The following is a 14,055-nucleotide window of genomic DNA, read 5'->3' on the forward strand; positions in this document are numbered from 1 at the left end:
AGATGTGGGGTCGTAGAGCGCTCTCCGACCCCTGCCTCACGGCCGGCGTCGAACACCGGCCGGGTTGCTCGTCGATTCTCTAGCGCTTGCTGAACTGCGGCGCGCGACGGGCCTTCTTGAGACCGTACTTCTTGCGCTCCACGATGCGGGCGTCGCGGCTCAGGTAGCCACCCTGCTTGAGCGCCGGGCGGAAGTTGGGATCGACCTTCAGCAGGGCCCTTGCGACCCCGAGGCGGATGGCGTCGGCCTGGCCGCTGGGACCACCGCCGCTCACGGTGATGACCGCGTCGTAGCGACCGGCGGTGTTGGTCACCTTGAGCGGCTCGAGGGCCTGAACGCCGACCAGGATGCCGCGGAAGAACTCCTGGAACTCCTTGCCGTTGACCGTGATGCGGCCGCTGCCGGGGCGGAGGAAGACGCGGGCGACTGCCGCCTTGCGGCGTCCGGTACCGTAGTACTGATCCATCAGCGAGACTCCAACTCGGTCGAGCGCCGCGAAGACCGCGCCGTCCGATTCCGTTCACGACTGTTTGCCATCAGGCCAACTCCATCTCTTTCGGTTGCTGGGCGGCGTGCGGGTGGGCAGGACCGGCGTAGACCTTGAGCCGGCGGATGAGCTTGCGGCCCATCCGGGTCTTGGGGAGCATTCCCCAGACGGCCCGCTCCAGCACCCGCTCAGGATGCTTCTCGAGCATCTCGCGCGCGGTCGTCGTGCGGAGTCCGCCCTGGTAGCCGGTATAGCGGGTGTAGACCTTCTGGTCGAGCTTGTGGCCGGTGAAACGAACCTTCTCGGCGTTCACCACCACCACGAAGTCTCCACCGGCCTGGTTCGGTGTGTAGTCGACCTTGTGCTTGCCGCGCAGGATCTGAGCGATCTGCGTGGCCAAACGACCGACGGTCTGGCCGGCGGCGTCGACGAGAATCCAGTCGTGCGTCGTTTCCTTCGGAAAATACGTCTTCACGTCACTTCACGTCCTCTAACTGGGTTTGCTCTGCCGCCAGTTCGCCAAGGTGCTCCACCAGTTATCCTGGGACGAAGCGGATCGGGGAAGCGTCGTGGCCGACAAGGCACGAAACCAAACGCGAGTGTAGCACAGGCGTTCCGGCTCAGTAAAGCGTTCATGAGCGGCGGAAGCGAGGTAGCGGCTCGCGGCTCTCACGATACAATCGCGACAGTCCGGAGGTTCCATGTCACGCGCTGTTCGCGGCCCGCTCCTGCTGATCGTCTTCATCGCGCTGCTGCTCGCAGGGCTCTGGTTCTGGGTTCGCACGTCGCTCCCGGAACTCGAGGGAGAGGTCAGACTCCCCGGTCTGGCCCATCCGGTCGCGATCACCCGCGATGACTACGGGGTGCCTCTGATCGAGGCCGAATCGCAGGAGGACCTCTACTACGCCCTTGGCTACGTTCACGCTCAGGACCGGCTCTGGCAGATGGAGTACCGACGCTTGCAGGCGGCCGGCCGCCTCGCCGAGCTGCTGGGTGAGGAGGCCTTGCCCTCCGACCTGCTCATGCGCACCCTCGGGCTCCACGAAGCGGCCGAGCGTGAACTGGCCGCTCTGAGCCCTCGTACGAGCGGCGTCCTCCAGGCGTACAGCGACGGGGTGAACGCCTACCTCGCGACTCGTACCGGCGCTCTCCCGCTGGAGTTCCAGTTGCTCGGCCATGCGCCGGAGGAGTGGTCGCCGGTCGACGTCGCCCTTCTGCAGAAGCTGGTCGCCTGGCGATGGTCCTCGGCGGCCGCCGATGAACTGTTCGCGGCGCGGCTCCTCGCCGCTTCGGAGCGGGCGGGGCTCCTCATCGGGGCCCAGCGGCCGCCACCGCTCGCCGGTCCGGACGCACCCTTGCGGGGGTCGTTGCAACGGCTGCCCCTGGCCCGACTGCACGACCTCCTGGTCCGCTCGAGCGGCGTGTTCGCCGGCAGCGAAGCGTGGGTGCTGGGCCCGGAGCGTAGCGCCGATGGAGTCCCGCTCCTCGCCGTCGAAGGGGCCGGGCCGGCCACCGCGCCGGCTCCCTGGTACCTGGTGCGGCTGCGGGCCCCGGGCCTGAACGTCGCGGGCGCATCCCTGCCCGGACTCCCGCTCCTCTTCTCGGGCCGTAACGGTGAGATCGCCTGGGCGCTCGTTCCTGCCCCGGTCGATGACGCCGATCTGTTCATCGGCCGTACCACTCGGGGGGAGGGCCGGGAGGACGGTTATCGCAGCGCCGGCCGGTACCACGAGTTCGCCAGGCGCCGGGAGGCGATCGAAGTCCGCGGGGCCGACGACGTCGAACTGGTGGTGCGGGAAACTGTTCACGGCCCGATCATCTCGGACCTCGTTCCGGCCGATAGCGAGCCGAACGGAGGCGCCAGCGAGCCGGAGGGTGACGCGGAGGATCCGTTCCTGGCTCTGAGCTGGACGGCGCTGCGAGAGGGGGACTCGACCCTCGGGGCGGGCCTCGCCCTCGCGGGCGCCAGCGACCGGGAGGAGCTCAGGGCCGCTCTCGCCAGCCTCGACGAACTCCACGGGTTCGCGCTCTATGCCGATGAAGTGGGGAGGATCGGGCGCCAGAGGATAGGTCGTCTCCCAGCGCGGCGGGAGACGGGTGGGCGCCTTCCTACTCCGGCGGAGGCTGGCGGCTGGCAGGAGTGGGCAGCTTCGGCGCGGCTGGAGAGCAGTGGCGGAGGGACATCACTGGCTGCTGCCGGCAATCTCGCCGCCAGCAGCCAGCTGATCGACTCCCTCGAAGTCCACACCGCGGCCTCCCTCGCTCACATCCTCGAGAAGGAGTACCTGCACGGGTCCGCGGAGTTGCTGCCGGCGCTGAGGGAGAGCGTGCCGGTCGGCGCAGCCGCGGCTAGCGCCCAGGCCGAGCTCGTCGGCTGGTCCGGGGAGGCCGCGGAGGGCGCTGCCCCCCTCCTCTTCTCTGCCTGGCTCATCGAGTTGGGACGTGAGCTGCTGGGCGACGAGCTGGGGAACGAACTGGCCGAGGAGGCCAGCCGCTACCCGGAACTCCTGCGTCGGGCCCTCTCCTCGAGAGACTGGTGCGACGACCGGCGAACGGATGAGCGGGAATCGTGCGCGGAGGTGACTTCGAAGGCGCTTTCGGCGGCGGCAGGCGATCTGGCGGAGCAGCATGGACCGCAGCCGGCCCGATGGCCCGAGCACCCTTCCGCCCAGGTCGCCTATCGCCACCTGGTACTGGATGAGACGCTACTGGCGCCGCTCTTCGTCGTGGGACAGGACGGGCGCTCGAACCGGCCGGGGATCGGAAGAGGCCCCGTCTTCCGAGCCGTGTTCCAGCTCTCCGACGAGACCGTTCCGGAGGAAGATGATGATGCAGCTCGGTCCGGCTTCCTGATCCCCACCGGCCAGTCGGGTAACGTGCTCTCACGCCACTATCGGGACCTGTCCGCACGCTGGCCTGAAGTCCGCTTGCTGCCGCTCTTCGCTAACGGGGCCGAAGCGGGTGCCAGGCTCCTGCTGGAGCCGCCCCGCTAGCGTCTACTCGCGGCCCACCGGGTACGGCTGCCCCCGCTGGGTTGCGCTGAACTTCCTGCGGAGCCCGAGTGCATCGAGCAGTTCCAGCGTTCGCTGCTCGATCACCGACGGTTCGTGATCGACGAGGAGCTGCCACCCCGGCCGCGCCAACGGCCTCGCCCGTCGCTCGGCGGGCGCTTCGTCCGGGGGCAGCACCAGGTCCTCGCCGGGGATAGCGTCCGCCCGTCCGTGCCGCAGAGCGAGTTCGGCCAGCACGTAGTAGAAGGCCGACCTGGAGGTGATCTCCACCGGCTCACCGTCGAACGAGACCTGCAGCTTGCCGCGCATGTTGCGCACCGCCTCCGCGTAGCGCCTCACCTCTTCGCCGGTGATCCGCTCGAAGGGGTCAGCCGGCACGAACTCGGTCCGTTGCCCGGCAACCGGCGCCGACCTCTCGCCGGTGTCGCGCCCACCTCCGGACCGGGCGGCGCTCGTCCCCCCGTCGGACTGCGCTTCTCCGGCGATGAGATGCTTCAACTCCTGAGCGAACCCCTCCTCGAACAGGTCGGCATCCTTCCCCCCATGACGCCACTGCCGTCCGTTGCAGTAGACGACGCTGCTGACTTCCGCCCCGGCCGGTTCCGGCAACTGGGAGTCGACCGGCAGCACGACGAAGCGAAGGTCGCGTTGGCCGCTCAACCTGTACTCGAGCCGTTCGGCGCTTACCTCGCCGGTAAGGCGCAGCCGCTCCAGGTCGAACACCTCGACACCCAGGGAGGCGAGAACGGGGAAGAGCACTCCTTGGGCCACGTCCGGCGCGGTCGCCGGGGGGCGCAGGACGAGGGTCGCCCGGGCTCGTCCAAGTGCGGCGGCCACCCGCGGGTGCTCGGCATGAGCGGGCGCGTCGGGTGGCGGGGTCTCGGGCATCGACCCACTCTACCGTGCCCTTCGGAGGGCGTTCCCCGACCGCTCCTCAACCGGCGAGCGGTCTACGGAGTCCTTTCGGGTAGTGGTTCTTCACGATGCCGCGGGCGCGTCGGCCCCAGCCCAGCGGGTGGCCTGCGACCGTCACCAGCAACCAGCCGTCGGACCCGGCCACGTCCAGCTCGGCGCCCAGCATGTAGTGGGCCAACTGCTCGTCGTCGGGCTCTAGATCTACCCTCCTCTCCGACTCGCTCGCGTCCAGTGCGAGAGCGAGGGCGTGGGAGGGTATGAAGCGGCCCTTGGCTGCGCTGCCGAGCCAGACTCCGGGGCGCATGACCGTTACACCCGCGAGCGAAGGCGCTCCCGATGGTAGGGCGTAGAGGCCGTCGTTCCGCAAGGTCTTCTCGTGCTCCGGGAACGGGTCGTGCGTCAGGTTCTCGGCCACGAACTCGTTCCAGGCGGCGACGGCCCGATGCAGCTCCGCTTCCGCAGGCTCACTCCCTGAGCGCCGACGCCGCCTCGGGTCGGGCACGACGCCACTCCGGGCGTCCTCGACGCCTGAGCCGGCCCGGTCGCTTCCCGAACGGCGCAGCAGGGCTACGAAGTGACCTTCGCCGCGGCTTCGGTGGGGCCAGATACGGGCGGCCAGTGAAAGGCGAGGACCGCTGGTGAACTCGGCGGCCCACTCCGGACGGCCGCCGTCCACGCCTGCGAGTCCCGTGGGCGCCAACTCCCAGTCGGGGTGAGCGTCGAGGAAGCGGGCGACGAGCCTCTCGTCCTCGAGCGGTTCGAAGGTGCAGGTGCTGTAGACCAGGCGTCCGCCCGGCTTGACCAGCCGCGCGGCGACCGCCAACAGTTCCGCCTGAGTGCGGGCACAACTCTCGACGAGGCCGGTCGTCCACTGCTCGACAGCCTGCGGAGTCTTGCGGAACATCCCCTCTCCCGAACAGGGGGCGTCGAGCAGGAGGGCGTCGAAATGCGCCCCCCAAGCGTCCGCCAAACGCCCTGGATGAGCGTTCGTAACCAGGGACCGCTTCGAGCCCCAGCGTTCCATGTTCCTGCTCAGTTCGCGGGCCCGGGCGCCGTTTACATCGTTGGCGACCAGCAGGCCGTCGGTCCCCAGCAGCGAGGCGAGGTGGGTGCTCTTGCCGCCGGGCGCGGCGGCCAGGTCGAGCAGGCGCTCGCCGGGCCGTGGCGCCAGCGCCTGGGCTGCAGCCATCGCCGAGGGCTCCTGCAGGTAGTAGAGGCCGGCTGCATGGAACGGATGAAGTCCAGGCCGCTCGCCGGCCGCCAGCAGATAGCCGGCAGGACACCAGGGAACGGGGTCGAGGGGCCAGGGGGAGATGCGCTCGAACTCCCCGGCCGAGATCTTGAGGGTATTCACCCTCAGGCCGATCACCGGCTCGGCCTCGAGGCTGCGCTCGAGAAGGTTCGCCTCCTCGCCCAGCAACTCCTGCATCCGCCGCCTGAACGGGGGTGGAAGATTCAGCCCTTGCCTCTGTCCTCGGCCTCGAGTCCGTCGAGCAGGGCGGGCTGTTGGGCGGCCGTCCTGGCCCGCTTGGGCGCCGGTGCGGTCTCCGGGCCGCGTGTCTCGCGCACAGCACGCTCCTGAGTGTCAGGGACCGTCGCCTCATCCGGCTCGACAGCGCTCTCCTCGCGGCTGCCTACCTCTCCGAGCTGCTTGATCTCGTCGATGAAACGGTCGACCGAGTCGAAGTCGCGGTAAACGCTCAGGAACCGGATATAGGCTACGTCGTCGAGCTCCTTGAGGAATCTGAGGGTGCGGAGGCCGATCTCCTCGGAGGCGATCTCGGGCACCTGCACCTCGTCCTCGAACCCGTAGGCGAACTCACGCAGCTGCTTCTCGGTGACCGGCCGCTTGTTGCAGGCTATCCGCAGCTTGTCGAGCAACTTGTCCGGGTTGAACGCCTCGCGTCGTCCCGATCGCTTGCTCACCATCAGCGCCTCGAACTGGGCGCGTTCGTAGGTCGTGAAGCGGCGGTGACAGTTCTCGCAGTCGCGTCGACGCCGGATGGACGCCCCTTCATCCGAGGGACGCGAGTTGATGACGCGGGTGTTGCTGGAGGTGCAGTAGGGGCACTTCATCGGAAGCCAGGCATCAGCCGGGCAGCTCCCGCGGGAAAGCTACCTGGTCCTCGAACTCGTCCTCGCCTTCCTCGGTCTCCAGGTCCTCGAGGCCGTCGCCGGTCCCGTCGTCGTAGAGGCTCGCCTCCAGGTCGTCCTGGCGAACGGACGTATCGAGGGCAGCGCGTACCTCGGGCAGGAGCGATTCGACGACCTTGGGAGGCGGGGGCAGGTCGACGTAGAACTGTTGTCCCCGGAGTCCACCTGCCGTATCAGACCCCAGGAACATCACGCTCTCGATGAGGGCAGCATCGTGCCGCGGGTCGGACGCCGACCGCGATGGGATCACGACGTTGGTGCGGATCTGCTCGTAGCGGTCCCCGAAGCCGGCGACCATGCCCGTCAACGCCGAGCGAACGGCCACCATCTGGGGCTCCTCCGCGCTCTCGGGCGGCGCCACGAGGACCAGCCACCCCTCACGGAGCACCTGAGCGCACACCTTCAGAGTGAGGTAACTGCTCTTGATGTCCTCCTCGAGCAGTTCCATGAACTCGCTCTCCCCCAGCGTGTGGAAGGCGGTGTGGCTGCCGTAGGCGGCCACGTGGACGACCCCGTTCAGGTCCCCGAAGATCTCGTACACCTTGTGGAAGGCGTTGAGAACATCCATGTGGGTGGTCATGTCTGCCTGGATCGGTATCGCCTGACCGCCCAGCTCTTCGATCTCGGCGGCTGTCTTCGAAGCCAGGTCCACGTCGCGGTCGGCACACACCACGTCGTACCCGGCCTGGCCGCAGGCGAGGGCAACTGCCCTCCCGAAGCCCTGCCCGACGTTGGTAACGAGCACGACGCTGGCTGTACCCATGACGGCTAGGATACAGCCCTTCGTGAGAAGGTCACAAGTGATGCGGCGACCGGGAACCCGTGAACTCCGGTGAGCCGCCGGCGAGGACCCTGTGAAGAGCTTTATGGACGCCTGCAGGTGCCCGCCGGATAGAACAGAGCAGGGTGGCCGGCGGTTACTGGAGGGCACGAGTGTTTTCTAGAAAAGGCAAGGGAAGACGCGGCAACGAGCCGTTCACCTACATCCATGAGGGAACTGTCGTTCGCGGCGACCTGGAGGCGACAGGCAGAGTCCGCGTCCACGGCACCGTTCACGGCAACGTGACGGTCGAGGGCGTACTCGAGGTCGCTGCCGAGGGCAGCATCAAGGGCGAACGGGTCGAAGCGGAACAGGTGAGGATCCTTGGAACGGTCGAAGCGCTCGTCGCCGCTTCGGGCAAGGTCGAGATATGGCGTGGCGGCAGCTTGGATGGCGATGTCCGTGCTGCCTCGCTCGACATCGAGGAGGGCGCCAGCTTCACCGGTCGCAGCGAGATGCGTCCGGCAGGCGCGCGTCCTGCCCTGCCGCGTGCCAGCGACAGCGCCCCTGCCGAGGAGCAGCCGCAGGAGGTCGCCGTCTCCGAGGAGGGCCAGCCTGACAGCGTGAGCGACGACGAGCAGTTCCCAGACGCTTTGCGCTCGGCGCCGCCCGTGGAGCAGGTCTGAGGGTCTGATGGAAGCGGAAGCGCCGCTTCGCGTCGCTACGACGGCGTTAGAGTAGCTCGAAGCGGCCCCGAACGCTGAATCCGGCGTCGAGAACAGGGTCGCCACAGGCACCATGATAGGTTTGGAGAACTGATGGCACTGGAACGCTTCTTCCGCCGTAACCGGCCCACCAAGGGGGAAGACGACAACAGTCCTTCCGGGCTGTGGTTGAAGTGTGACGCGTGCGCTTCTCAGATCTACCGTAAGGATCTGGTGGCGAACCTCTACGTTTGCCCCGAGTGCCACTTCCACTATCGGATGCCTGTCGACGCCCGCATCGAACTGCTGGCCGACGAGGACAGCTTCGAGCAGTGGTCGGGACGGCTCGCTCCCCAGGATCCGTTGGAGTTCGTCGACACCGAGCCCTACCTGGACCGGATCGACCGGGTCCAGCAGAAGACGGGGCGTCAGGACGCTATCGTCACGGGCGGCGCCTTGCTGCACGGTGAGCCCGTTGCGCTTGCCGTGATGGACTTCTTCTTCAACGGGGGCTCGATGGGCTCGGTCGTCGGCGAAGAGATCGCTCGAGCTGCCGAACGGGCTGCCGACGAGGGGCGGAGCCTGATCGCCGTGACCGCGTCGGGTGGCGCCCGGATGCAGGAGGGCGCGCTCTCCCTCATGCAGATGGCCAAGACGACGGTCGCTCTCGATGCGCTCGCGCGTCGGCGGCTGCCGTACATCTCTGTCCTCACCGATCCCACGACCGGTGGTGTGACGGCGAGTTTCGCGACCCTGGGCGACCTGATCGTCGCGGAACCGAAGGCGCTCATCTGCTTCGCAGGGCCGCGGGTGATCCAGCAGACCATCAAGCAGGATCTGCCCGAGGGCTTCCAGCGCGCGGAGTTCCTGCTCAAGAAGGGGATGATCGACGAGGTCGTCGAGCGGAAGCGGCTGAAGGACCAGCTCGCTTCCTACCTTCAGCTTCTCCGCGGTGGACTCACCGCTTTCGCCAAGGAGGAATCCCATGGCGTTGCCGTTTGAGAAGCCGATCGAGGACCTCGAGGCGAAGATCAGCGACATGCGCAGCTACGCTCAGGAGCAGCAGATCGACCTGAGCGACGAGATCAGGTTGCTGGAGGAGCGGCTCACCCGGTTGCGGGCCGAGACGTTCGACAACCTCAGCCGCTGGCAGAGGGTGCAGGTGGCGAGGGCGCCGGGGAGGCCGACCGGGCTCGACTACCTCGTCAGCGTGTTCAGCGACTTCCAGGAGCTGCACGGCGACCGGACACTGGGCGATGATCCGGCGCTGGTGGCCGGGCTGGCCCGGCTCGACGGCCAGTCGGTGGTGGTCCTGGCCCAGCAGAAGGGCCGCGACACGAAGGAGAACATCCACCGCAACTTCGGCATGGCGCACCCGAGCGGCTACCGCAAGGCGATGCGGATGTTCGACTTGGCCGATAAGTTCGCTCTGCCCGTGATCACCCTCATCGACACGCCCGGGGCGTATCCCGGCATAGCCGCTGAGGAGCAGGGCCAGGCGTGGGTAATCGCCGAGGCGATCCAGCGGATGAGTCGCCTGCGGGTGCCGGCCATCAGCGTCGTCATAGGCGAGGGGGGTTCGGGCGGAGCCCTCGCCATAGGCGTTGCCAACAGGGTCCTGATATTGGAGAACGCAATCTACTCGGTGATAAGTCCTGAGTCGTGCGCGGCGATCCTCTGGCGTGACGCCGCGGAGGCACCACGGGCAGCCGAGGCGCTCAAGCTCACCGCCCGCGACCTCTTGAAGCAGGGCGTCGTGGATAGGGTGATCGAGGAGCCGGTAGGCGGCGCTCACAAGGATCCGGCGGGCGCCATGAAGCGCGTGGCCGCGGTGCTCCGCGAAGAGCTGGACGGCTTGCAGGAGATGCTCCCCGATCAGCTGGTCTGCGACCGCAGTGAGCGGTTCAGGAAGCTGGGGAGCTTCAAGGAACTGTCGTCCTGAGGGCGCAGCTGGTCAGCCTGCCGCCACTCGGAGCTCGGCGAGGTTGCGGGCGATGCTCCCCTGCTCGTTGAAGATCGCGCTGCCCGCGACCAGAATCTGAGCCCCGGCTTCCACGGCGCCGGCGGCGGTCGATCCGTTCATGCCGCCGTCCACTTCGATCGTGCAGGCCGGGTTGAGTTCATCGCGCCACTCCGCGAGCTTCGCCAGGCGGCCCAGGGCTCCCCGGATGAAACTCTGACCACCGAAGCCCGGGTTGACGCTCATGACGAGCGCCAGGTCGAGGTCGGGCAGCGCCTCGCCAAGCACCTCCAGCGGCGTGAGGGGGTTGACCGCGAGGCCGGCGCCAGCACCCGCATCGTGGATCATCTGCAGAGCCCGGTGGACGTGGGGCGTAGCTTCGGCATGAACGGTGATGTTGGTCGCTCCGGCAGCAGCGAACGCGTCGATGTAGCGCTCGGGCTCGACGATCATCAGGTGCACGTCGAGTGGCAGCTCGGTCGAGCGGCGGCAGGCCTCGACGATGAGCGGTCCGATGGTGATGTTGGGGACGAACCGACCGTCCATGACGTCGACGTGGATGAGATCGGCGCCGGCCGCCTCGGCCTCGCGTATCTGTTCGCCCAAGCGGGAGAAGTCGCAGGAGAGGATGGAGGGGGCGATCTTCACCGGCACGGCTGAGTATACGGGCTGTCGGACGACCGGTGAACTGCGCGAGGGAGGCCGGGGCCGAGGAGCGTCGTTGCGAAGCGGGCTCTAACCGAGCGCAATCCGGGCGATAGCGGAACGGCCGGCTCGGTGAGCCGGCCGCCACGACGTTGCCAGCCGCTGCTAGGCTACCGCCGTCACCGCGTCCAAAGCCTTCGCGAAGGCGCGCTCCATCTTCTGGAGGCCCTCTTCGAGTTCGCTGTCGCTCAGGTTGATGGGGGGCAGAAGCCGGATCACGTTCCCGTAGGTTCCCGTGGGCAACAGGATGAGCCCATCCTCGCGAGCTTCAGCGGCGATGGCTTCGACCGCTTCCTTGTTGGGCGCTTTCTCCTCGCCCTGCACGAGTTCGATGCCGATCATCGCTCCGGGACCCCGGACGTCGCCGATCTGGCTCCAGCGGCGCTGCCAGTCGCGGAACCTCGCGGTCGCCTTCCGGCCGATCTCTGCCGAGCGGGCCAGCAGGTCTTCGTTCTCGATCACCTCGAGGGTGGCGAGCGCCGCAGCGCAGCTGGTCGGGTTGCCGCCGAACGTAGAGCCAAGCATCCCGGGCTTGATTTCGTCCATGATCTCCGCCTTGCCTACGACGGCCGAGAGCGGGAACCCGGAGGAGAGGGCTTTCGCGGTGGTGACGAGGTCGGGCTCGAGCCCGTAGTGGTCGACAGCCCACCACCTTCCGGTACGACCGATACCGGCCTGGACTTCGTCGTCGATCCAGAGCGCGCCGATCTTGCTGGCGTAGTCACGGAGGCCACTCAGGAAGCTGCGCGGCGCAGGGATGAAGCCGCCCTCGCCGGCGACCGGTTCGATGAGGAAGGCTGCTACCTCACTCTCGCCGACGGTGGTCGAAACCATGTCGATGAGCAGTTCGAGGGCCCGCCGGCCGGTTTCCTCCTCGTCCGCGGCGCCCCACGGATTGCGGTAGGCGTACGGGTAGGGCGCGCGGTAGATCTCGGCGGCGCGCGGGGCGAAGCCCGCCTTGTACGGTTCGGCCTTCCCGGTGAGCGAGAGCGCCATGTGAGTGCGGCCGTGGAAGGCGTGGGTGAAGGCTACGATGCCCGGGCGGCCGGTGTAGGCGCGAGCGATCTTGACGGCGTTCTCCACCGCCTCGGCGCCGGAGTTCACCAGGAAGGTCTTCTTCGGGGTGTTGCCCGGCGCTATCTGGTTCAACTTCTCGGCCAGTTGGATATAGGTCTCGTTCATCGCTACCGCGAAGCAGAGGTGCTGGAACGTCTCCGACTGCTTCCGCACGGCCTCGAGCACTCGTGGATGGGAGTGGCCGAGGTTCATGACCGCGATCCCCGCCGACCAGTCGAGGTACTTCTTGCCGTCCGCGTCCCAGACGTAGGAGCCCTCTGCCCGTTCGGGATAGAACGGGTGGACGCTGTACGCGGCCGGCGCTACCGCCTTGGCGCGACGCTGCGCTAGTTCCTGGTTGCTCATCTTCGCCTCCTACGCTGCCCCTGCCTGTAATTCGAAGCATATCACGGACCCTCGCCTACGATTGGCAGGAGAAATCACGCCAGAGCCTGCAAAACGTAGGCCGGGGCGGCCGGTACTCGATCGGCGTCGGACCGGTAGCATTAGCCATGCGCGTCGTAGTCGGGGCCCAGGAAGGCGGGAACGAAGAGGTCGCCCGTGAGTTGGCGGAACGGCTCGGTCTGGAACTGGTGCCTGACGACGAAGCCCCGGCGGAGGCGCTCGTACTGGCTTGCACCCGCTCGGGACTGCTGTTGCGGGAAACCGGGCCCCGAGCGGCCGGCCCTCTGCGGGTCGCCTTCCGCAGCGGGCGCGGCCCGGCCCTGCTGAGCCGTGCCACCCTCGCCGGCCGCCGGGAGGTCGAGACGATCATCGACGCCACCGCTGGCCTCGGGGCAGACGCTTTCGCGATGGCCGAAGCCGGAGCCAGAGTCGACCTGATCGAACGCTCACCGGTGGTCGCTGCACTCCTCGCCGACGGCCTCGAGCGAGCGACTCGCGACCCGGCGCTGGCCCCCACCGCCCGACGGATGACGCTGCACGTGGGCGAGGCGTCCCGGCTGCTGCCCAGGCTGGCGCCCGCTCACGTCGTCCACCTCGACCCGATGTACCCGACGAGCGGGCGGGAGGGCGGCAAGGCCAAGGAGATGCGGATACTCAGGCGACTCCTGGGCGACGACCTCGACGCGCCCGAGCTGCTAGCGCTGGCAAGGAGCTCGGCGACGAAACGGGTGGTCGTCAAGCGGCCGCTCAAGGCGCCACCGCTTGCGGGCGAGGAACCGTCGGGCAGCCTGCGGGGCAAGACGGTCCGCTACGACCTCTACGCCCCCGCTGCGAAATCTTCAACTGGTGCGCAGCGTGACTGAGGTTACAAGCGAAGGAGGCAGAGCGTGCCGAGCCGACCTTCTGACGGCGACCCGCCGGTCACCACGAACGTTGGCCTGGAACGGTCGGGCGGCGTGCTACTGCGAGATGCTACCGGGAGTAGTGCAAGCGAAGTCGACCGGGCAGCAGGCGATGCGGTCGCCTGGCGGACTGGAAGGGATGAGATGAGCGCGACCAACGTCGAGACCATAGCCGTGATCGGCGCCGGCACCATGGGCGGAGGCATAGCTTCGGTCTGCCTGTCGGCAGGCTTCGAGGTGCGCCTGTTCGATCCGAACCGTCAGGCTCTCGACCTGGCGGGGAAGAGGATCGCCAAGCGACTCGAATCGGACGAGTCTGCCGGCTCCGCTGAGAACCTCGACGTGCACTACCAGCTGGAGGGTGCGGTCGAGGGTTGCGACCTGGTGATAGAGGCCGTTCCCGAGAAACTCGACCTGAAACGCGAGGTGTTCGGGCGCTGCGATTCGGTGGCCCCACCTCACGCCATCCTTGCCACCAACACCAGCGAGCTGTCGGTGACGGCGATAGCAGGAGCGACGAAGCGGCCGGCCCAGGTAGTGGGCATGCACTGGTTCAACCCACCGGAGCGGATGCGCCTCATCGAGATGGTCCGGGCAGTTCAGACCTCGAAACAGACGGTCCAGACGGTCATGGCCGTAGCCGAGCGCTGCGGGAAGACGACCGTGCTGGTGAAGGACCGGCAGGGGTTCGTGACCACCAGGGCGCTGGCGGCGCTCCTGACCGAAGCGATGCGGATGCTGGAGGAGGGAGTGGCCACCAAGTCCGATATCGACACGGCAATCAAGCTGGGTCTCAACCATCCCATGGGGCCACTCGAGTTGGCCGATTACGTGGGCCTGGACACGATGCTCTTCATTGGCGAATCGATGACCGAGGCGCTCGGCGAGCGCTTCCGGCCACCGCAGACGCTCCGGAAGATGGTAGAGGCCGGACGACTGGGCCGCAAGAGCGGAGCCGGGTTCTACGACTACGGCAAGAGGCGGGACTGAATGGAG

At 67.8% G+C, this 14,055-nt stretch carries 14 protein-coding genes; 6 read left to right on the top strand and 8 right to left on the bottom strand.

What is annotated here, in order from left to right; translation table 11 throughout:
* Window positions 1-79 precede the first annotated feature (79 nt).
* Window positions 80-466: a 30S ribosomal protein S9 gene (gene rpsI, locus VF168_02110; GenBank protein ID HEX7002965.1), complete on the bottom strand. Its 387-nt coding sequence runs from the start codon at window positions 464-466 to the stop codon at window positions 80-82.
* 70 nt (window positions 467-536) lie between these two features.
* Window positions 537-962 (bottom strand): 50S ribosomal protein L13, encoded by a 426-nt coding sequence (gene rplM / locus VF168_02115; protein ID HEX7002966.1) that lies wholly within the window; start codon window positions 960-962, stop codon window positions 537-539.
* A gap of 226 nt (window positions 963-1,188) precedes the next feature.
* On the opposite strand from rplM, the gene VF168_02120 reads away from it, so the two are divergent.
* Window positions 1,189-3,480 carry a penicillin acylase family protein gene (locus VF168_02120; GenBank protein HEX7002967.1) on the top strand — a complete coding sequence of 764 codons (2,292 nt, stop codon included), beginning with the start codon at window positions 1,189-1,191 and terminating at the stop codon, window positions 3,478-3,480.
* Between the two features lie 3 nt (window positions 3,481-3,483).
* Here VF168_02120 and VF168_02125 read toward each other — a convergent pair whose 3' ends face one another.
* The 4 genes from VF168_02125 to VF168_02140 are packed head-to-tail and all read right to left on the bottom strand — an operon-like array spanning window position 3,484 to window position 7,330.
* A complete protein-coding gene (locus VF168_02125) occupies window positions 3,484-4,386 on the bottom strand; it encodes a hypothetical protein (protein HEX7002968.1) in 903 nt (300 codons plus the stop codon).
* Window positions 4,387-4,432: 46 nt separating this feature from the next.
* Window positions 4,433-5,872 carry an RsmB/NOP family class I SAM-dependent RNA methyltransferase gene (locus VF168_02130; GenBank protein HEX7002969.1) on the bottom strand — a complete coding sequence of 480 codons (1,440 nt, stop codon included), beginning with the start codon at window positions 5,870-5,872 and terminating at the stop codon, window positions 4,433-4,435.
* On the bottom strand, window positions 5,869-6,489 hold the full coding sequence (gene nrdR / locus VF168_02135; protein ID HEX7002970.1) for a transcriptional regulator NrdR: 621 nt from the start codon (window positions 6,487-6,489) through the stop codon (window positions 5,869-5,871). Before nrdR ends, VF168_02130 begins: the two co-directional genes overlap by 4 nt.
* A gap of 13 nt (window positions 6,490-6,502) precedes the next feature.
* Window positions 6,503-7,330, bottom strand: a complete 828-nt coding sequence (locus VF168_02140) for an SDR family NAD(P)-dependent oxidoreductase (GenBank protein HEX7002971.1) — start codon at window positions 7,328-7,330, stop codon at window positions 6,503-6,505.
* 170 nt (window positions 7,331-7,500) lie between these two features.
* Here VF168_02140 and VF168_02145 point away from each other — a divergent pair, with 170 nt between their 5' ends.
* The 3 genes from VF168_02145 (at window position 7,501) to VF168_02155 (ending at window position 9,973) form a co-directional block, all read left to right on the top strand.
* Window positions 7,501-8,013, top strand: coding sequence for a polymer-forming cytoskeletal protein (locus VF168_02145; GenBank protein HEX7002972.1), 513 nt, complete (start codon window positions 7,501-7,503; stop codon window positions 8,011-8,013).
* Window positions 8,014-8,145: 132 nt separating this feature from the next.
* A complete protein-coding gene (gene accD / locus VF168_02150) occupies window positions 8,146-9,033 on the top strand; it encodes an acetyl-CoA carboxylase, carboxyltransferase subunit beta (protein ID HEX7002973.1) in 888 nt (295 codons plus the stop codon).
* Window positions 9,017-9,973, top strand: coding sequence for an acetyl-CoA carboxylase carboxyltransferase subunit alpha (locus VF168_02155; protein ID HEX7002974.1), 957 nt, complete (start codon window positions 9,017-9,019; stop codon window positions 9,971-9,973). The genes accD and VF168_02155 overlap by 17 nt, the downstream gene beginning before the upstream one ends.
* A gap of 12 nt (window positions 9,974-9,985) precedes the next feature.
* Here VF168_02155 and rpe read toward each other — a convergent pair whose 3' ends face one another.
* A complete protein-coding gene (rpe, locus tag VF168_02160; protein HEX7002975.1) occupies window positions 9,986-10,645 on the bottom strand; it encodes a ribulose-phosphate 3-epimerase in 660 nt (219 codons plus the stop codon).
* Between the two features lie 156 nt (window positions 10,646-10,801).
* Window positions 10,802-12,118: a 4-aminobutyrate--2-oxoglutarate transaminase gene (gabT, locus tag VF168_02165; GenBank protein HEX7002976.1), complete on the bottom strand. Its 1,317-nt coding sequence runs from the start codon at window positions 12,116-12,118 to the stop codon at window positions 10,802-10,804.
* Between the two features lie 146 nt (window positions 12,119-12,264).
* On the opposite strand from gabT, the gene VF168_02170 reads away from it, so the two are divergent.
* A complete protein-coding gene (locus VF168_02170) occupies window positions 12,265-13,020 on the top strand; it encodes a class I SAM-dependent methyltransferase (protein HEX7002977.1) in 756 nt (251 codons plus the stop codon).
* 183 nt (window positions 13,021-13,203) lie between these two features.
* On the top strand, window positions 13,204-14,049 hold the full coding sequence (locus VF168_02175) for a 3-hydroxyacyl-CoA dehydrogenase family protein (GenBank protein HEX7002978.1): 846 nt from the start codon (window positions 13,204-13,206) through the stop codon (window positions 14,047-14,049).
* The last annotated feature ends 6 nt before the right edge of the window (window positions 14,050-14,055 follow it).

This window comes from Trueperaceae bacterium, assembly GCA_036381595.1.
Lineage (GTDB): Bacteria > Deinococcota > Deinococci > Deinococcales > Trueperaceae > DASVCN01.